At 47.7% G+C, this 19,247-nt stretch carries 16 protein-coding genes and 4 pseudogenes; 13 read left to right on the top strand and 7 right to left on the bottom strand.

Going from position 1 to position 19,247, the window contains the following annotated elements; genetic code table 11:
* Positions 1–20 precede the first annotated feature (20 nt).
* From ACGCCZ_RS03080 to purD, 13 genes and pseudogenes are all read left to right on the top strand, one after another.
* Complete coding sequence (locus ACGCCZ_RS03080; RefSeq protein ID WP_054324125.1) at positions 21–488, top strand: MarR family winged helix-turn-helix transcriptional regulator; 468 nt, start codon at positions 21–23, stop codon at positions 486–488.
* Positions 485–2,305, top strand: coding sequence for an ATP-dependent zinc metalloprotease FtsH (ftsH, locus tag ACGCCZ_RS03075; protein ID WP_411655269.1), 1,821 nt, complete (start codon positions 485–487; stop codon positions 2,303–2,305). The genes ACGCCZ_RS03080 and ftsH overlap by 4 nt, the downstream gene beginning before the upstream one ends.
* A 233-nt stretch (positions 2,306–2,538) precedes the next feature.
* Positions 2,539–3,675 carry a THUMP domain-containing class I SAM-dependent RNA methyltransferase gene (locus ACGCCZ_RS03070; RefSeq protein ID WP_054324124.1) on the top strand — a complete coding sequence of 379 codons (1,137 nt, stop codon included), beginning with the start codon at positions 2,539–2,541 and terminating at the stop codon, positions 3,673–3,675.
* A gap of 390 nt (positions 3,676–4,065) precedes the next feature.
* A complete protein-coding gene (locus ACGCCZ_RS03065; RefSeq protein WP_054324123.1) occupies positions 4,066–4,350 on the top strand; it encodes a co-chaperone GroES in 285 nt (94 codons plus the stop codon).
* 44 nt (positions 4,351–4,394) lie between these two features.
* Positions 4,395–6,024: pseudogene (gene groL / locus ACGCCZ_RS03060) on the top strand (chaperonin GroEL).
* Positions 6,025–6,317: 293 nt separating this feature from the next.
* Positions 6,318–6,770 (top strand): NfeD family protein, encoded by a 453-nt coding sequence (locus tag ACGCCZ_RS03055; protein WP_411655268.1) that lies wholly within the window; start codon positions 6,318–6,320, stop codon positions 6,768–6,770.
* A gap of 34 nt (positions 6,771–6,804) precedes the next feature.
* Positions 6,805–7,707, top strand: coding sequence for an SPFH domain-containing protein (locus tag ACGCCZ_RS03050; protein ID WP_054324121.1), 903 nt, complete (start codon positions 6,805–6,807; stop codon positions 7,705–7,707).
* A 371-nt stretch (positions 7,708–8,078) separates the two neighbouring features.
* Positions 8,079–8,582 (top strand): 5-(carboxyamino)imidazole ribonucleotide mutase, encoded by a 504-nt coding sequence (gene purE / locus ACGCCZ_RS03045; RefSeq protein ID WP_054324120.1) that lies wholly within the window; start codon positions 8,079–8,081, stop codon positions 8,580–8,582.
* A 36-nt stretch (positions 8,583–8,618) separates the two neighbouring features.
* Complete coding sequence (purM, locus tag ACGCCZ_RS03040) at positions 8,619–9,659, top strand: phosphoribosylformylglycinamidine cyclo-ligase (protein ID WP_054324119.1); 1,041 nt, start codon at positions 8,619–8,621, stop codon at positions 9,657–9,659.
* A pseudogene (gene purN / locus ACGCCZ_RS03035) lies at positions 9,653–10,278 on the top strand (phosphoribosylglycinamide formyltransferase). The gene purM and the pseudogene purN overlap by 7 nt, the downstream one beginning before the upstream one ends.
* Before the next feature lie 20 nt (positions 10,279–10,298).
* Positions 10,299–11,011 (top strand): annotated as a pseudogene (locus ACGCCZ_RS03030) (IMP cyclohydrolase).
* 12 nt (positions 11,012–11,023) lie between these two features.
* Positions 11,024–12,196, top strand: a pseudogene (locus ACGCCZ_RS03025) (phosphoribosylaminoimidazolecarboxamide formyltransferase).
* Positions 12,197–12,215: 19 nt separating this feature from the next.
* The gene (purD, locus tag ACGCCZ_RS03020) at positions 12,216–13,484 is read left to right on the top strand and encodes a phosphoribosylamine--glycine ligase (RefSeq protein ID WP_411655267.1); all 1,269 of its coding nucleotides are present in this window, start codon (positions 12,216–12,218) and stop codon (positions 13,482–13,484) included.
* 184 nt (positions 13,485–13,668) lie between these two features.
* On the opposite strand, the gene ACGCCZ_RS03015 is transcribed toward purD, so the two are convergent.
* The 7 genes from ACGCCZ_RS03015 to ACGCCZ_RS02985 all read right to left on the bottom strand — a co-directional run bounded on the left by ACGCCZ_RS03015 (position 13,669) and on the right by ACGCCZ_RS02985 (position 19,243).
* Positions 13,669–14,103 carry an SGNH/GDSL hydrolase family protein gene (locus ACGCCZ_RS03015; protein ID WP_411655266.1) on the bottom strand — a complete coding sequence of 145 codons (435 nt, stop codon included), beginning with the start codon at positions 14,101–14,103 and terminating at the stop codon, positions 13,669–13,671.
* Complete coding sequence (locus ACGCCZ_RS03010) at positions 14,085–14,396, bottom strand: SGNH/GDSL hydrolase family protein (RefSeq protein ID WP_411655265.1); 312 nt, start codon at positions 14,394–14,396, stop codon at positions 14,085–14,087. The genes ACGCCZ_RS03015 and ACGCCZ_RS03010 overlap by 19 nt, the downstream gene beginning before the upstream one ends.
* A 151-nt stretch (positions 14,397–14,547) precedes the next feature.
* Positions 14,548–15,420 (bottom strand): DHHW family protein, encoded by an 873-nt coding sequence (locus ACGCCZ_RS03005; RefSeq protein ID WP_411655264.1) that lies wholly within the window; start codon positions 15,418–15,420, stop codon positions 14,548–14,550.
* A gap of 38 nt (positions 15,421–15,458) precedes the next feature.
* The gene (locus ACGCCZ_RS03000; RefSeq protein ID WP_411655263.1) at positions 15,459–15,905 is read right to left on the bottom strand and encodes a DHHW family protein; all 447 of its coding nucleotides are present in this window, start codon (positions 15,903–15,905) and stop codon (positions 15,459–15,461) included.
* Positions 15,883–17,385, bottom strand: a complete 1,503-nt coding sequence (locus ACGCCZ_RS02995; protein WP_411655262.1) for an MBOAT family O-acyltransferase — start codon at positions 17,383–17,385, stop codon at positions 15,883–15,885. Before ACGCCZ_RS02995 ends, ACGCCZ_RS03000 begins: the two co-directional genes overlap by 23 nt.
* Before the next feature lie 654 nt (positions 17,386–18,039).
* Complete coding sequence (locus tag ACGCCZ_RS02990) at positions 18,040–18,648, bottom strand: HAD family hydrolase (RefSeq protein ID WP_054324114.1); 609 nt, start codon at positions 18,646–18,648, stop codon at positions 18,040–18,042.
* Between the two features lie 172 nt (positions 18,649–18,820).
* Positions 18,821–19,243 (bottom strand): metal-dependent transcriptional regulator, encoded by a 423-nt coding sequence (locus tag ACGCCZ_RS02985; RefSeq protein WP_411655339.1) that lies wholly within the window; start codon positions 19,241–19,243, stop codon positions 18,821–18,823.
* Positions 19,244–19,247 lie beyond the last annotated feature (4 nt).

Raw genomic sequence — 19,247 nt, 5'->3', positions numbered from 1 at the left:
ATTGCCAACGGAGGTGCAGCATGGAGATCATTGCGTTTAAAAATATGGTATGGGATCTGACGCGACAGATTTCCGATGGTATGGACGAATTGTTTCGCCCGATCAGCGCCCATTATGGGTTAACACATATGCAACTTCGTATTTTGCTGGAACTCTGGGCCGAGCCGGAGTCGCAAACAATCGGCAGCCTTGGACGTGCGCTGGGAGTGACCAGCGGGAATATGTCCTCTATGTGTAAGCGTTTGGAACAGGAAGGATTCCTCATCCGATTTCGTGATATAAAGGACGAACGCGTGGTAAAGGTTGCCCTATCTGAAAAAGGACAGGACGCGGCTCTGGAAATTGACCGGCTAGCAGAAGAACGATATGCTTCCTGCCTACAGAGGCTCGGAAAAGAGCGAATGGAAGTGATCGCTTCTGATTTGAAGGAAATTAACGCACTGTTGCATGAGATGTTGGCGAGTCATCAGAAAGGAAATGTAGAATGAAGGAACAAAAATCACCCAAGAAGCCACTTGTCTACTATTATGTAATTGTAGTGGTGGTGCTCCTCCTCTTGAATGCATTGGTTTTTCCAAGCCTCTTTGGGACACGTGTCACAGAGGTCACGTATGATGCATTTCTGTCCCAGTTGGATGATGGAAAAATCACGCAAGTGGAGGATCAGGAAGACAAGATTGCCTTTATCGGCCAGGATGAAAAAGGTAAAGAAGCGGTTTTTGTCACAGGCAAGATGGAGGATGGAGATACTCTAAGTAAACGGTTGCAGGAAGCTGGCGTGCAATATGGCAAAGAGATTCCAAAGGAGGAATCTCCACTGCTGACCTTTATCCTTTCCTGGGTATTCCCGATCCTCATGTTTGTTATTTTGGGACAGCTTCTTACGCGATACATGCAGAAGAAACTGGGCGGTCCGAATGCCATGACTTTCGGAAAGAGCAATGCAAAAATATATGTAGAGGCCAAGACCGGCAAAACTTTTACCGATGTGGCTGGACAGGATGAAGCAAAGGAAGCGCTTTCTGAAATCGTAGATTTTCTACACAATCCCTCTAAGTATGCCGATATTGGCGCAGCTTTGCCAAAGGGCGCTTTGCTAGTGGGCCCTCCCGGAACCGGTAAAACCCTTTTGGCACAGGCGGTGGCAGGAGAGGCAAATGTGCCGTTTTTTTCGATTTCCGGCTCAGAGTTTGTGGAGATGTTTGTCGGAATGGGTGCAGCAAAAGTGAGAGACTTATTTAAACAGGCCCAGGAAAAAGCGCCCTGTATTGTATTCATCGATGAAATCGATACCATTGGAAAGAAACGCGAGAGCGGTGGCATAGGTGGAAATGATGAACGAGAACAAACCTTAAATCAGCTGTTGACAGAGATGGACGGTTTCGATGGAAAGAAAGGCGTTGTGATTTTGGCAGCCACAAACCGGCCCGACTCTCTGGATAGTGCACTCCTGCGTCCGGGACGTTTTGACCGCCGGATTCCAGTGGAATTGCCTGATTTGGCTGGACGAGAAGCAATTCTAAAAGTCCATTCCAAAAAGATCAAGGTAGCGCCGGACATCGACTACAATGCAATTGCCCGTGCAACAGCAGGAGCTTCTGGTGCAGAGTTAGCCAATATCATCAATGAGGCGGCCCTGCGTGCAGTACGTTGCGGCCATTTCAGTGTGACACAAGCGGATCTGGAAGAGAGTGTAGAGGTTGTCATTGCGGGTTATCAACGTAAAGGTGCAGTGATTTCCCCGAGAGAAAAAGAAATTGTCGCTTACCATGAAATTGGACATGCGTTGGTCGCCGCCATGCAAAGCGATTCAGCCCCTGTGCATAAGATCACAATCATCCCTCGAACTTCGGGAGCCCTGGGCTACACCATGCAGGTGGAAGAGGGAGAAAGGTTTCTGATGTCCCGTGAAGAGGCGTTTAATAAGATTGCTACGTTGACGGGAGGCCGCGCGGCGGAGGAGTTGATCTTTGGTTCCTATACCTCCGGGGCGTCCAATGATATTGAGCAGGCCACAAAGCTTGCTCGTTCTATGGTGACCCGTCTTGGTATGAGCAAGGCTTTTGATATGATGGCACTTGAAACCGTAAGCAATCAATATTTAGGGGGTGACGCCTCTTTGACCTGTTCGCCAGAAACTGCCGCAAAGATCGACCAGGAGGTCTTAGAGTTGATTCGCTCTGCCCATGAAAAAGCGATTGCTATTTTGAAAGAACACACAGAGAAGCTCCATGCGTTGGCACATTATCTATTGGAAAAGGAAACGATTACGGGCGACGAATTTATGGAGATCCTGAAAAAATAACCGAACAGGACGGCCGGGCGATTCCTTTGGGGATTGTTCGGCCGTCGGTCGTGGCGATTCCATTTTGCTTTTATCAGGGGCCTGTGTTATAATCAGACTCGGCTGATATGTGGAAAGGTTATTTGTGGTAGAAAAAGGCGTGATAATTGCCAAACAGGCATGGTCTATTCTTGTAGAGTAAAAGTGTAAGTAGTCAAAAAAACGGGTACTTCCCGGGAAATAGGAGCGTATCTATGGCAGAACAGTGGAAAATGGTGATCCCATGCCTACTCGGCGTTGAGGGTTTGGTAGGGGACGAATTGCGTGCAATGGAGGTACAAAATGTGGAGCCGCAAAATGGCCGTGTCTTTTTTACCGGCGATGCAGCGACGCTTGTACGTACAAATCTTGGCTCGCGATATGGGGAACGTGTTTTGGTCGAGCTGGGAAATTTTGAAGCGCGCAGCTTTGAAGAACTCTTTCAAGGGGTCAAAGCATTGCCATGGGAACAATGGCTCGAAAAGGATGATGCGTTTCCAGTCAAGGGCCGCTCGCTCAATTCAAAGTTGGCCAGCGTTCCGGATTGTCAATCCATTGTCAAAAAAGCGGTGGTGGAGAGACTAAAGGGAAAGTACCATTTAAATTGGTTTGAAGAGACCGGCGCATTACATCAGATTCAGTTTTTGATTATGAAGGACCATGTCAGTGTGATGCTGGATACTTCGGGAGCGGGACTTCACAAACGCGGATACCGGGCGAACGCCACGGAAGCGCCGATCAAGGAAACGTTGGCGGCGGCGATGGCGTACCTTGCCCGTGTGCGTCGTGACGGTATCGTCATCGATCCATTCTGCGGTTCAGGGACAATTCTGATAGAAGCCGCGCTCTATGCAAAAAATATTGCTCCGGGTTTGCAACGTACATTCACAGCGGAGCGTTGGAGGAATATTCCATCTGCTGTTTGGAAACAGGAGCGTGCACGCGCGCAGGACTTGGTGCGCCGGGATGCGGATTTTAGCGCATATGGGTATGATATTGATGGGGCTGCGGTTCATCTAACCTTGGAGAATGCACGAAAGGCAGGCGTGATTTCTTGCGTTCATGCGGAAAAGCGGGATGTGGCCTCTTTCCAGCCTTTGGGAGAACGCGGCGATGTGATCTGTAATCCACCCTACGGGGAACGCTTGTTGGACATCCGGGCGGCAGAAGAACTCTATCGGATAATGGGGAAGGTATTTACCCCAAAGAAAAAGTGGAGTTACAATATCATAAGCCCCGATGAGACCTTTGAAGAATGTTATGGTAGAAAGGCAGACCGGCGCAGAAAACTATACAACGGTATGATTAAATGCCAGTTTTATCAGTACTATAAAATGGGATTTAGCAAATAGGGAATTCGTTCGCTATGGTGAAAAGACGGGGTATACCGTGTAAAGAGACAAAAAGGACCGGACCAAAAGGGAGCGCGGATTGGTACAAAGCAACTTATTCGCCAGTGCCAAGACATAATGGCCGGAATTGCATGTGCAGTTCATCAAGCTCTCCTGGAAATCCGGCCCTTTTTTGCATATTTCTGGACGAATTGTAAATAATTTATGAAATTGCATTTTTTCGGGAAAAACCCCTTGATTTTTCAGCAGCAAGTGGCTAAAATAGTCTTAGCACTCAAAGATAAGGAGTGCTAAGATCATATCGTTTCAAGCGGCGCGATCAGAATACCGAGCAGTTTGAAAGGGTACGCATTGATTTTGTATGATATATTTCTGAAGGAGGAAATTTAAATGACAATCAAACCGTTGGCAGACAGAGTTCTGATTAAGATGGAAGAAGCAGAAGAGACCACAAAGAGCGGGATTATCCTGGCAGGTTCTGCAAAGGAAAAGCCGCAGGTCGCGGATGTCATCGCAGTGGGCCCCGGCGGTATGGTAGATGGCAAGGAAGTTGTCATGAATGTCAAGGTGGGAGATCGCGTAATTACCAGTCAGTACGCTGGCACAGCAGTCAAGATGGACGGCGAGGAATACACCATCGTTCGCCAGAGCGACATCCTTGCAGTGGTTGAATAAGTTATATTCGAACATTCATATCATCATATTTGGAGGAATGGATTATGGCAAAGCAGATCATCTATGGCGAAGAAGCAAGAAAAGCTCTGCTGAGCGGTATCAACCAGCTCGCAGATACGGTTAAGATTACATTGGGACCGAAGGGCCGCAACGTTGTGTTGGATAAGAAGTTTGGTGCTCCGCTCATCACAAACGATGGCGTGACCATCGCAAAAGAAATCGAACTCGACGACCCGTTCGAGAACATGGGCGCACAGCTGGTGAAGGAAGTTGCGACTAAGACAAACGACGTTGCTGGTGACGGCACAACGACGGCAACCTTGCTGGCACAGGCGTTGATCCGTGAGGGAATGAAAAATGTCGCGGCTGGTGCGAACCCGATGGTTCTGCGCAAAGGCGTACAGGATGCAGTGGACGCTGCTGTAGGCGCTCTGCGTAAGCATTCGAATAAGGTCACCTGCTCTGACGATATTGCCCGTGTTGCAACGGTTTCCGCTTCGAATGAAGAAGTCGGTAAGCTGATTGCAGATGCAATGGAGAAGGTTACCTCCGACGGTGTAATCACCGTTGAAGAGAGCAAGACAGCGGTCACCGACTGCGATGTTGTAGAAGGCATGATGTTCGATCGTGGTTACATCAGCCCCTATATGGCAACGGATACCGACAAGATGGAAGCGGTTCTGGATGATGCTTACATCCTGATTACCGATAAAAAGATTTCCAATATTCAGGAAGTTCTGCCGCTGCTCGAACAGATTGTACAGGGCGGTAAGAAGTTGCTGATCGTCGCAGAGGACGTTGAGGGCGAGGCGCTCACTACGCTGATCCTGAATAAGCTGCGCGGCACCTTCAATTGTGTTGCGGTCAAGGCCCCGGGCTTTGGTGATCGCCGCAAGGAGATGTTGCAGGATATTGCCGTATTGACCGGCGGCCAGGTGATTTCTTCCGAGCTGGGTTTGGAATTGAAGGATACCACCATGAACCAGCTGGGCCGTGCGCGCCAGGTAAAGGTTGACAAGGAGAACACGATCATTGTCGATGGCGCGGGCAATCCGGACGACATCAAGGCGAGAGTGCATCAGATCCGCAGCCAGATTGAGACCACCACGTCCGACTTCGACCGTGAGAAGTTGCAGGAGCGTCTGGCAAAGCTGGCCGGTGGCGTAGCAGTCATTCGCGTTGGCGCTGCAACCGAGATCGAAATGAAGGAAAAGAAACTCCGCATCGAAGATGCTCTGGCAGCAACAAAAGCAGCTGTCGAAGAGGGCATCGTAGCGGGCGGCGGTGTTGCATTGATTGACACCATCCCGGCGGTGACGAAACTGTTGGAGAGCGCAGAGGGCGATGCAAAGACCGGCGTGCAGATTGTTTTGAAGGCATTGGAAGAGCCGGTCCGCCAAATTGCAGCAAATGCGGGCGTAGAGGGTTCCGTGATTGTGGAGAACCTCAAGAAGGAAGCAAAGGTTGGCTATGGCTACAATGCTCTGAGCGGCGAATATGGCGACATGATTTCCTTTGGTATTGTCGATCCGACCAAGGTTACCCGTTCTGCCTTGCAGAACGCAGCTTCTGCTCGCACAGACCGTCCTCACCACCGAGAGCCTGGTGGCAGACAAGAAAGAGCCGGTTCCGCCGGCAGCACCGGCAGATCCGGGCATGGGTGGAATGTATTAATTATAAATACCGTGGATGTTTCAAAGGACTTGGATTCCAAAAATCGGAATCCAAGTTCTTTTTGCGTTTTTTCCAGTTTTTACCGAATAATAATTACAAATTTGTAAGCAATCTATGAAAAGCGCCTTTTTTCGCGATTGCGGAAGCCTGGATTCCCTCAGAACGTCCTGCTTAGGAGAAATGAGTAGCTTTTCTAAAGACGCCGAAATCCGCCTTCTCTGTCTTTTTCCGCGGTTTGAGGAATTCGACGGGGTATGATAAGATAAGCACATCACCAGAAAGGAGGTGCGACAATGGGAATGAGTTCTATTTTCTGGCTGGTGGTCATCGTCATCGCTGTCGTTGTAGAAGCTTGTACCGTTCAATTGGTTTCTATTTGGATGGTAGCCGGCGGCATTGGGGCGTTGATCGCCGATCTGTGTGGAGCGCCATTTTGGATTCAAACAGCTATTTTTGCCGGCGTGACAGCTTTGGCGCTCGTGATAAGCCGCCCCATGGTCAAAAAGGTGATGCACTTTCAAAAGGTGGACACCAATGCGGGTCGATACATAGGGAAAACTGGTATCGTAACCGCGCAAATTGACAACACAGAAGGTGTAGGTCAGGTGACTGTGCTCGGCAGTGTCTGGACAGCGCGCTCTTCGGACGGCTCCATACTTCCCGAAGGAGAAAACGTCGTAATCAAAGCAATTGAAGGGGTTAAACTGATTGTAGAGCCGGAACGCCGGCGTCCTGAGGCCGAATAACAACTGAGTTGAGAAGAATAAAGGAGAATTGTTTATGCCATATGTCATTATTATCCTTGTCTTGTTGTTGGTCGTAATTGTTATCGCCAACATCAAAATTGTTCCACAGGCCCACGCATACGTTATGGAACGGTTGGGCGCTTATCATGTAACGTGGGAAACCGGGCTTCATGTCAAAATTCCATTTTTGGATAAAATTGCAAAGAAGGTCTCCTTAAAGGAACAGGTGATCGATTTTCCACCCCAGCCGGTTATCACAAAGGATAACGTTACCATGCAGATCGATACAGTGGTCTATTTCCAGATCACAGATCCGAAGCTCTATGCCTACGGCGTAGAAAGCCCAATTTCTGCAATTGAGAATTTGAGCGCGACTACACTGCGTAACATCATTGGCGATTTGGAACTCGATCATACGTTGACCTCTCGCGATGTGATTAACACAAAAATCCGTCAGATTCTGGATGAGGCGACCGATGCATGGGGGATCAAGGTCAACCGTGTGGAACTGAAGAATATCTTGCCTCCGGCAGAAATTCAAGATTCCATGGAGAAGCAAATGAAGGCAGAGCGTGAACGCCGCGCCCGCATTTTGGATGCAGAGGGACAAAAACGCAGTGCAATTTTGATTGCAGAAGGCGAAAAGGAATCTGCAATTCTGCATGCAGATGCACTGAAAGAGGCTAAAATCCGGGAGGCGCAAGGCGAGGCAGAGGCTATCCTTTCTGTGCAGAGGGCTCTTGCGGACAGTATTAAAATGCTGAATGAGGCAAATCCCGGAGAAGGGGTCATTGCGATCAAGAGTTTGGAGGCATTCGAAAAGGCTGCGGACGGCAAAGCAACCAAGATTATTATCCCGTCCAATTTGCAATCTCTTGCAGGATTAGCAACGTCTTTCAAAGAATTCGTATCGGATGACTCGAAGCTCGCAAAATAATCCGCTTCTGTGTTAGAATATACAAAATACAGGATAAAAAGAAGGAAACGTCGTCCGAACTGGACGAAAACACGAATTCCCTGGAAATCGCTTGCTTTTGTACGAAAAATATCCTAAAATAGAGGTAGAAATTTGCCGTGCCGGCCGTGGCGTCCGGAAAAGCCGGAGGCAGAAAGCAGCGGAGGAATGGCAATGAAGAGGATTTTCGTTCGTAAAGGGGCATTCATGGGAATGGTTGACGGGATGGGTGTATCCTTATCCCTTTCTATATAAAAATTTAGGCTGCGTCGTTTTGCCGTCGCAGCCTTGTTTTTATGTCCGCTTCGAAACGAAAATTTTCAGACTACTAAGAAACAGGAGCGTGTAAAAGTATGGCAGTCAAAAAAGTGGCAGTGATTATGGGCAGTGACAGCGACTTTCCAACGGTGTCTGCGGCGATTAAACGGCTGAAAGCGCTTGCAATTCCGGTGGAGGTGCACGTGATGTCCGCACACAGAACGCCCCATGCGGCGGCGGACTTTGCACAGAATGCTGTGAAGAATGGCTTCGGTGTCATCATTGCGGCAGCCGGCAAAGCGGCACATCTGGGCGGTGTATTGGCAGCTCATACCACCCTTCCAGTGATTGGTATTCCGATTAAGTCTTCCACCTTGGATGGTTTAGACGCTCTATTGGCAACCGTACAGATGCCGAGTGGGATTCCGGTGGCAACCGTTGCCATCGACGGCGCCGACAATGCAGCGATTTTGGCAGCACAGATGCTGGCACTTTCGGATGAAACGTTGGCAGCAAAACTCCTAGAGATGAAGCAGCAGATGGCGGATGGCGTTGCAAAGAAGGATGCTGCGATTCAGGAAAAGGTAGCGGAATTATAATTTTGTGTGACCGGCTCTGCCGGAGAGGAGAAACGTATGAACAATAACAGCTATAGTGATCGTTATAAAGAGGCGGGCGTGGATGTGACTGCTGGCTATAAGGCAGTCGAATTGATGAAAAGCCATGTGGCGCGCACTGAAATCCCAGGGGTAGTTTCTGGAATTGGCGGTTTTGGCGGTCTCTTCCAGCCAGATCTCGGAGGGATGAAAGAACCAGTGCTTGTGAGTGGCACGGACGGTGTGGGAACAAAGTTAAAAATCGCTTTCCTGATGGACAAACACGACACCGTAGGAATTGACTGTGTTGCCATGTGCGCCAATGACGTTGTTTGCTGCGGCGCGAAACCGTTGTTTTTCTTGGATTATGTAGCCGTGGGAAAAAACGTGCCAGAAAAAGTGGCTGAGATTGTCGCTGGCGTAGCAGAAGGCTGTGTCCAATCCGGCTGCGCGCTGATTGGCGGCGAGACAGCGGAGATGCCGGGCTTTTATCCAGTGGACGAGTACGATCTGGCAGGTTTCTGCGTGGGAATGGTAGACCGTGAAAAGATCATTGATGGTTCAAATTTGAAGGCGGGTGACGTTTTAATTGGCCTTCCTTCGTCCGGTGTCCATTCCAATGGATTTTCATTGGTTCGTAAGCTCTTTGCGATTGACGAGGAAAATATAAAACTCTATGTTCCAGAATTGGGCGCGACCCTTGGGGAGACGCTGCTGACTCCGACAAAGCTTTATGTAAAGCCTGTGCTTGCCCTGTTGGACCGCTGTGAAGTAAAGGCGATTTCTCATATCACAGGCGGTGGATTCTTTGAAAATATTCCACGCATGTTGAAGAGCGGATTGACTGCCAAGGTGGAAATTGCTTCCATTCCGAAGCTTCCGATCTTCGACCTGATGCAGAAGAAGGGCGACATCCCCACCCGCGAAATGTACAATACCTTTAATATGGGTGTGGGAATGTGTATAGCCGTGGCAAAGGAGCAGGTGGATATAGCGCTGTCAGCCCTTAAAGAGGCGGATACCAATGCGTTCGTCATGGGTGAAGTCGTTCCTGGCGAGGAGGGCGTCATCCTATGTTAAATATTGCCGTTCTGGTTTCTGGAGGCGGCACCAATCTACAGGCGTTAATCGATGCACAGACCGTGGGGCAAATTCAAAACGGGACCATTTCATTGGTGATTTCCAGCAGGGCGGATGCTTTTGCTTTGGAGCGCGCCCAGAAGGCCGGAATCCCGACACGTGTTTTGCTGCGCAAGGAGTTTGCACAGCAGGCGGATTACGATGCGGCTCTGCTCGCATTGTTGAAAGAATTCCAGATTGAGCTGGTGGTGTTGGCTGGCTTTATGACCATTATCAGCGAAGAAGTCATCCGGCAATATGAGAATAAGATCATCAATGTACATCCAGCTTCGATCCCGTCTTTTTGTGGGCCGGGTTATTATGGATTGCATGTCCATGAGGCGGCCTTGGAAAGGGGGTCAAAGTAAGCGGCGCGACGGTCCACTTTGTAAATGAAGTTTGTGATGGAGGGCCGATTATTCTACAGAAAGCAGTGGATGTATTTCCGGATGACACACCGGAAACCTTGCAGCATCGGATTATGGAACAGGCGGAGTGGGAACTTTCGCCGCGAGCGGTGGAACTGTTCTGTGCAGGAAAGATTGCAGTAGAGAATGGTAAGGCCAGCATTATGGAGTAAGGGAAAGGGCGGGGATCGATATGGTAACGAAGAATCTGGCGGAGGAATTGTCCTCCAATTCTTATCCGGGGCGCGGCATTGTTCTGGGCCGCAGTGCAGATGGGAAGAACGCGGTGATTGCTTATTTCATCATGGGTCGTAGCGAGAACAGCCGAAACCGTGTATTCGTCACAGATGGCGCAGGGATCAAAACCAAGGCTTTTGACGAGAGTAACATGGTGGACCCATCCCTCCCATCATTTATTCCCCCGTTCGCGTTTTGGACAAAACGACCGTTGTGACCAACGGCGACCAGACGGATACGATTTATGATTTTTTGCAGAAGGGCAAGAGCTTCGAGGACGCGCTTCGCACGCGCACATTTGAACCAGACGGCCCCAATTTTACCCCGCGTATTTCCGGTGTGGTGGAGTTGGAAAACAACTGCTACAAGCTCTCCATATTAAAGAGCGCGGATGGAGATGAATCCTCGACCCGGCGTTATTTCTTTGATTACGATGCCCCGCGTGCTGGCGAGGGCCATTTCATCCATACTTATGAGGGAGATGGCAATCCGCTTCCGTCGTTTGAAGGAGAACCGACTCAGGTGAAGTTGGATGGGGACATCGACGCCTTTACGGCGTTGGTGTGGAACGCACTCAATGAGGACAATAAGGTATCCCTGTTTACCCGGTATATTGACTTAGAGTCAGGGGAGACAGAAACCCGAATCGTAAACAAAAATCAGGAATAGGGGGAGTATAAAATGGCAAGCGAACTCTTGTTGAAATATGGATGTAATCCAAATCAAAAGCCTTCCCGCATTTTTATGAAGGATGGCGGCGTGTTGCCAATTGAAGTTCTGAACGGGAAGCCCGGTTGATCAACTTTTTGGATGCGTTCAACAGTTGGCAATTGGTTAAAGAGTTAAAAGAGGCGACGGGGCTTCCCGCTGCAGCTTCTTTTAAGCATGTCAGTCCTGCTGGCGCGGCTGGGGCTGCCGCTGAGCGATGTGGAAAAGATCTATTTTGTGGACGATTTGGAGCTCTCTCCGGTCGCTAGCGCTTATGCACGCGCCCGAGGAGCGGACCGCATGTCCTCTTATGGCGATTGGGCGGCACTTTCCTGATGTTTGTGACAAAGAGACGGCAACATTGTTGGCCCGTGAAGTGTCCGACGGCATTATTGCGCCCGGTTACACCGAAGAAGCGCTGGAAATCCTCAAGGCAAAGCGTAAAGGTAGCTATAATGTCGTCAAAATCGATCCGGACTACAAGCCTGCCCCAGTGGAGTGCAAGGATGTATATGGCGTAACTTTTGAGCAGGGACGCAATGAAGTGAAGATCGACGAATCGATGCTCGCCAATGTGGTAACGGACAACAAAGAAATCCCAGAGGATGCAAAGCGGGACCTGTTGATTTCCCTGATTGCGCTGAAATATACACAGTCCAACTCGGTTTGCTATGCAAGGGAGGTCAAGTGATCGGTGTGGGTGCCGGTCAGCAGTCCCGTATCCATTGTACGCGCTTAGCTGGCAACAAGGCGGACATCTGGTTCCTGCGCCAGCATCCGAAGGTGCTCGGATTGAAATTTAAAGAAGGAATCCGGCGTCCTGACCGCGACAATACCATCGATGTCTATATTTCGGATGAGTATATGGATGTATTGGCAGATGGAGTTTGGGAGAATCTTTTTGAGGAGAAGCCCGAGCCATTGACCTGTGAAGAAAAACGTGCTTGGCTGGATACATTGACTGGCGTTTCTCTGGGTTCCGATGCGTTTTTCCCGTTTGGAGATAACATTGAGCGTGCTCATAAGACGGGCGTACAGTATATTGCAGAGCCGGGCGGTTCGATCCGTGACGATCATGTGATTGAAACCTGTAATAAGTATGGCATTGCGATGGCCTTCACCGGACTGCGTTTGTTCCACCATTGATGCAAGCGGGAGGATGACGATGAAAGTATTGGTCATTGGCGGAGGCGGGCGTGAGCACGCGATCATCCGCAAACTAAAGGAAAGTCCAAAAGTGGATAAAATCTATTGTGCTCCCGGCAATGGAGGAATTGCCAAGGACGCGGAATGTGTTGCAATTTCTGCGATGGACTTGGACGGAGCAGTCACTTTTGCAAAAGAAAAACAGATCGATCTGGTCTTTGTTGCGCCGGATGATCCACTTGCAGCAGGAATGGTAGATCGATTTGAGGAAGCTGGAATTCCGGCGTTTGGCCCGAATGCAGCAGCGGCACAGATTGAAAGCAGCAAGGTTTTCTCGAAAAATCTGATGAAGAAATATCGGATTCCCACAGCCAAATATGAGGTGTTCAGCGATCCCAAAGAGGCGGTCGCCTATATTGAAAAGAATAACCAGTTTCCGATTGTTGTAAAAGCGGATGGTCTCGCCCTCGGCAAAGGGGTACTGATTGCGGCCGATTTAACGGAGGCTAAGGATGCTGTCAAGAAGATTATGGAGGACAAGGCATTTGGTGCTTCTGGAAACCAGGTGGTGATCGAAGAGTTCCTGACAGGCCCAGAAGTGTCCGTATTGGCGTTTACAGACGGCAAAAGCGTCAAGCCGATGGTATCCAGCAAAGATCACAAACGCGCCTTAGACAATGACCAGGGCTTAAATACAGGTGGTATGGGGACCATCAGCCCGAATCCACATTATACGGAGGCTATGGCGCAGACGTGTATGGAGACAATTTTTGTTCCAACCATTCGTGCGATGCAAGAAGAGGGCCGTCCTTTTAAAGGGTGCCTTTATTTTGGCTTGATGCTGACACCGGATGGTCCAAAGGTAATTGAGTATAATTCACGTTTTGGTGACCCGGAGGCCCAAGTGGTACTCCCACGGATGAAGACCGATTTGGTGGATGTGATGCAGGCGGTCATTGAAGAACGTTTGGAGGAACAACCCATCGAGTGGTACGATGGAGCGGCAGCCTGTGTAGTTATGGCGTCGGGAGGTTATCCGGCGTCCTATCCCAAGGGGCTGGAAATCACTGGATTGGACGAAAATGGCCAAGTCGCTGATGCGGTAGTCTATCACGCGGGAACGAAGTTGGAGAATGGCAAATTCTACACCAACGGCGGTCGTGTTCTTGGAGTTACTGCAAAGGGCGTTACTCTTGAGGAAGCCTTAAAAAAGGCGTACGCCGCTGTGGATAAAATCCACTTCGACGGTGCGCACTATCGCCATGATATTGGTAAAATCACGAAATAATCCATGAAAAGGAAAGCCCGTTTTGTCTGAGAGAATCGGACAAAACGGGCTTTTTTGAATGCAATTTTCAAAACACTGGAGTTAAAACAAACCTCTCCAAAGATGGCGCCTCTTTCTCTGGAGTGTCTGCCCCGATCGTTTTTTAAAATGACTGTGTATGAGAATCACCACATGATGCTTGCGGTTAACCACAGGCCAGGGATTTAGCAGCAGGGAAATGCAGCATTTTTTCTGGAAATCCTTGTACAAAGCGGACGATCTGTTTTGTAATTGTAGTATGCCCCTTTTCATTGGGATGAATGCCGTCGTCACAAAAACAGGACTGGTAATGACACATTTCCAGAAAATCCGATGTGATGTCGATCACTGGGACCTTTTCAGCACTTGCTACGCGGTATACCGCCATATTATACATCTCATGCCAGCGATAGATGTGTTCCTCATCACCTAAAAAGCGGAGAATCGCATCGGCATCCAATCCTTGAGAAATCCACTGGAAGTACCGTTCTGCGTCGATGGGAGGAAGGGAGAGCATCAGAGGCGTACCGCCATTTTGGCGGATGAGCTGAACCATCCTTTGATACGTATCCACAAAGGTATTCAGCGGGGTTTTACACAATTGGGCGCAGCTGGCGCTTCAGCCACTTTGGCCCAATCAAAATCACAGTCGTTTCCGCCAAATTCCAGAACAATATAGTCGTAGTTGCGAATTTGGTCCAAATGTTTTTCTAATATTGCCAACCCTTTGGTTACCGTGCAACCGAATTTGGCGTAGTTTGTCACGGAAATGGAAAGTATTTCAGCCAATTGGTCAGCAAAATTATTTTTTAATAAGCTATATCGATTTTTTACGTTGTCCAGTACAACCCCTTTAGCGACGGAATCACCGAACACACAGATTTTATCGGTCATTAAAAACACCTCTAAACAACATCTAGTTTTTAATACTATATATCATGTTTATTATAATGTCAATAATAAGATGATAGAATTAGAAGATTGTTTACAAATCTAAAGGTGTTTATATTTTTAACGAGGATACCGGATGGTATACATAAAATCATTATTTTGTGAGAGATTCCATTTTTCCGACCAATGAAGCGTTCCGTGTAGCAGAGACATTGTTCAAGAACAGGACATCCTGAATGTTGTTGGACTTGACAAATTCAGGAATGTTTCCATTCCAATAGCGATAGTCAATCACATGAACGGTCTGATAGTTTGCTGCAAGATATGGGATAAACGCATTGCCAAAGGATTCCTTGATAACCAGACAGGAAGAACCATCCGTCAGATCGGCATTTTGAATGACCGTATAGGGATTGTCTCCACCAATAAAAGTACTGTATTTGGAGGATGCTGCCCAGTTAGAGACATCGGAAATCAGTGGCCAGTCGAAGGTATTGCCTTCTCTGTCGGTATACTGCATTTTAATTGTTCCAGGCGGGACATAGGCTACAACAGTATCTGGATTCTGTGTTAGGGCCGGGTTCTTATTGGTATCCGAATAAAAGGCCCCTAAAAATCCACTGAATTCTTTTCTTTCGCACTGGGAAAGTTCCACTGGGGAAATCCCTTTCAACTCGGCAAACGACCGATAGGCGTAATATGCGCCCAATGCGGTCCAGTGATGATCGGTTCGGAAATAGATGTATTCGTCTGCATGGGCTTTCAATGTGTCATAGATGGGAACCGATTGGATTGAGGGGGAAAGAGAGCCGCTGATATAGGCGATGGCATCTTTCTGAGAAGAGGTATTCAAATTTTGACGGAAGCTCTCCGGTAGGATAATGTCCATACTGGTGGGAACCACCATGTCGTAAACCTGCGCGGACCCTTCTAATTTTTGTGCTGTATGGTTGAGCATACCGATGTATTGATCCGCTACCTCTCTGGAGAAGTTGTAATATTCATACCCACTATCTCCAACAATCAATACGGCTCCAAGGCTTTGTGTCACTTCGCCGGTTACATCTATTTCAGGCGCAGGGGACTCCGAGGAGGTCTGCGAGGAAGAAGCTGTTTCCTCTGGGTGGAAGAAAGCCCGTTATCCGTTTCGGAAGAGGTTGCCTGCGAAGAAACAGGCGGCTGCATAGGCGCGGAAGGAATCGCGTCGCCCTCTTCAACGTCTCCGCTTACCTGCACAGGCTGTATTCCGTACAGTTTTTTCAAGTAGCTATTACCAGTAATCAGTGCATCGCGGAAAGGAAACGTATCCGAGAACCAGAGATCAATATTGTCAAAGTAACTGCCGTCTGAAAGGGCCTGTATACTGAATGTGGGAAATTTGGTCAGCTCCCGTTTTTCAAACTCAGAATAGGTCGGCCGCAACGGTACGATCCAGGAGGCTATCGAGAGCAGTCCCAGAGAAATGGTAAAGAGTAAAATTTTACGCGCATCAAAAGAGTGGTTTTTTTTCATCAAAATGCCTCACTTTAAAACTGGAAGTACAGGAACGGGTTATAACTGTTGCCCACCAACGCTGCTGTAGAGAGCAGTAGCAGCAGGGGAGGCACAAATAGCTGCACAGTATTATAAACATACGCGGTTCGAAGGCCATTGGAACATCTTTCTCCCAGCTTTTTGAGCAAAGGCGTGGTTGCAATTGCCGCGGCAAGAAGAAAGAAGATATGGTTAAGAAAAATCGTGTTAAATTCAAAGCTGGTAAGAGGGTTTCCGTTTGCGCCAAACATTCCCCCAGCACGGTATTCAACAAGACCGGCTGGCGGAAGCGGAAAATCGCCCAACCAAAAAAGACAATGATCAAAAGATAAAGATGGGAGAATACGGCGGGAATCCGTTCCAGAAGTTTTCCCAAGAAGAGGCGTTCAACTGCAATAAAAACAAAGAAATATAAGCCCCACAGGACAAAATTCCAGCTGGCGCCATGCCACAGGCCGGTTAAAAACCAGACGATAAATAGATTTGCAATGGTTCGGGGCAATCCACGCCGGTTACCTCCCAGCGGGATATAAACATAATCGCGGAAGAAGGAACCCAGAGAAATATGCCAACGGCGCCAGAATTCAGATACGGAACGGGAAAGGTACGGATAATTGAAGTTTTCTTTATAATGAAATCCGATCATTAAGCCCATACCGATCGCCATATCGGAGTAAGCGGAAAAATCCAGATAGATCTGAAACATAAAGGCAAGGACGCCCAACCATAGAGAGAGGACTGGACGTGCCTGCAATGTCGCCAGATTTTGAGAAAGGGAAGCAGCATTTGAAGCGACTGCATCGGAGAGAAGAAGCGTGTCTGCTAAGGCTCCACAACTATTGGCGAGCAGTGCCTTCTTGGCAAGACCGGTACAGAACCGGCTAATGCCGCGGCTGATTTCCTCCCGTGAGGCTTTACGGCAGAGAATTTTGCGACTGACATCCTGATAGCGAACAATTGGTCCAGCAATGCATTGGTGGAATAGACTGACATACATGAGCAGAAGCCAAAACTTTTTCTGTGCTTCCACCTCTCCACGATAAACATCGACTACATAAGAGATTAATTGGAAGGTATAAAACGAGATACCAATCGGCAAAGCGATTTGTGGAATGACAGATGGAAATCCAGTCAACTGATGGAATGTTTCAGCAAGAAATCCTGTGTATTTAAAGGTTCCCAGAAGGCCTAAACTGACAATTAGCGCGCCAATTAACCCGACTTTGGAAAGGGACATTTTGCCGTCGTCTCTCCCTTTTTGAATCAAACGGGCGAAGAACCAATCTGCAAGCGCCATTCCAACCAGAAGAAATACATATACTGGTTCTCCCCAGGCATAAAAAAACAGAGAGAACATCAGCATAATGATGTTTCTTGTTCGAATCGTCTTTGCCAGGGAATAACACAACAAGTTGAGCGGGAGAAACACAAACAAGAAGAACAGATTGGAAAAGACCATAAACCACAACTCTTTCTCTTAAATTGGAGGATATATTTTAGATGACTTTGGAATGAAAAAAGACGGAGATTTCCAAATTTTTTCGTTTCTTTGACAGGGGAAATATCTTTTATTATTGTACCATGTTTCCACGGGATGAACAGCCCGTAGATCATCATTTTAAAAAAATCAGGCTGGAAACCATTTTTTGCAATCTTAATATGAAATTTATGTATCTTTTGGCAAATTGTATGTTTAGCGAAAACGGGCTTCCGCAACGGATTATGAAGTACTTTATAAAATATTTAGGGTCAATCCCTATAGGGACCTCATAATAGCAAGCTTCCGCGAGAGATAACAAATATATCGACTTGCCCCACAGCCTATAAAAGGATGTTTCCTATACCAATGCTAACGTCCGTTTGCATTACCGGTAGTAATCTAAACAAATCAGGCCCGTGGATTTATCAAAAAGGGAAAATCATGTTTCATATGACCTTTCCCTATAGTGAAGCGTGTGATTCAGATAAGTATAGCGTTCTCGTTTTCTTGCAATCGAAGCTCTCTGATTCTCCACCACAGAGGAGAAACCCCATTTTGCTAAATCAAACAAAAAAGAAATGCGACAGACAGAAACTTTCTGACTGTCGCTTTATATACGCACGAAATAATCGATTAAATATTTACACCAGCCCTTTGTAAAGCGCTATAAAGCGCTTGCACATCGGATTGGTATTGATAGGCATACATTCCACATTGTCTGGCTGCCTCTACATTTTCTGCGCGATCGTCTATAAAGAAGCATTCTTCCGGTTCTAACTGATACCGCTTACATAGCAGTTGGTAGATTGCCCCGTTAGGTTTGACCAACTTTTCATCGGCGGACACGATATATCCGTTTAATAGTGGAAACAGGGGAATCTTATGAGCGTATTGGTGAAAACTGTATGCTGCGTTCGATAGGATATACAGACTGTACCCTTTTTGTTTTAATCGCTGTCCTAACTCGTTGGTTTCAGGGATGATCGTCAATTGATCGAACCAATGGTGGAATAGCTCTTTTGCACGTTCCTGCAAATTCTTTGGAAGCCGGCCACAGACTTGGGCGAGCGCTACTTCCGGCTCAATTTTTCCTTCATCCAATAACGGCCATTCGGGACCATCAAAGAGTTCCCGACAGACAAGCGTTGCTTCCGCTGGATCGGAGAAAAATCGCTGGGTATATTCCATGGGTCGATAATCCACCAGAACATTTCCCATGTCAAAAACAATGTGATGAATCAATCTTTATTCCTCCTTTGTAATGGCTTTAAACGTTCTGACAACCTTTATAGAATCATTTTGAAGAGTTTATGATAGAGCCTTTTGGGAAGAAGCATTGGAAAATCAAAACGGTCAAAAAGTTAATTTCATTATATCATGCTCTTCTTCGAAAGCGAAGTTTTTCTGGCATTTTTTAGGAATGGATGGAGCGCTCATTTAAGAAGGATGAAATATTGCGAACGGTTCGCTCATCAATAAAATGTTCTATCCGTTCAACTTGCTCAAGTTCATTTTCAGAATGGTTAATATAACAGAGAAATTGGTTCAGTAGATTGTGCCGGTAAAGGAGGTAATCTCCGAGAGCAACCCCTTCCGCAGTGGGACTGATACAACCATATCGTTCCGCTTGAACAAGGCCGGAGTCCTTTAAATGGTCCACCATTTTGGATGCGGATGATGGCTTGACATTGAGGTGCTCTGCCAAGAGGTGGACACGAGTGTATCCATGGTCCCGGCTCAACCGGCAAATCATTTCTAAATAGTCCTCCATAGCGGCTGTCAACTTGCTTTGTGCTGCAAGCTCATATCCTTTTTGAGTATGAAATTTTGATGGCATTTCC

Origin of the sequence: Anaeromassilibacillus sp. SJQ-1, assembly GCF_046693725.1 — a bacterium.
Taxonomy (GTDB): Bacteria; Bacillota; Clostridia; order Oscillospirales; family Acutalibacteraceae; genus Anaeromassilibacillus.
Note: the sequence above shows the minus strand (reverse complement) of the source record. Positions and strands in the feature narration are given on the sequence as shown.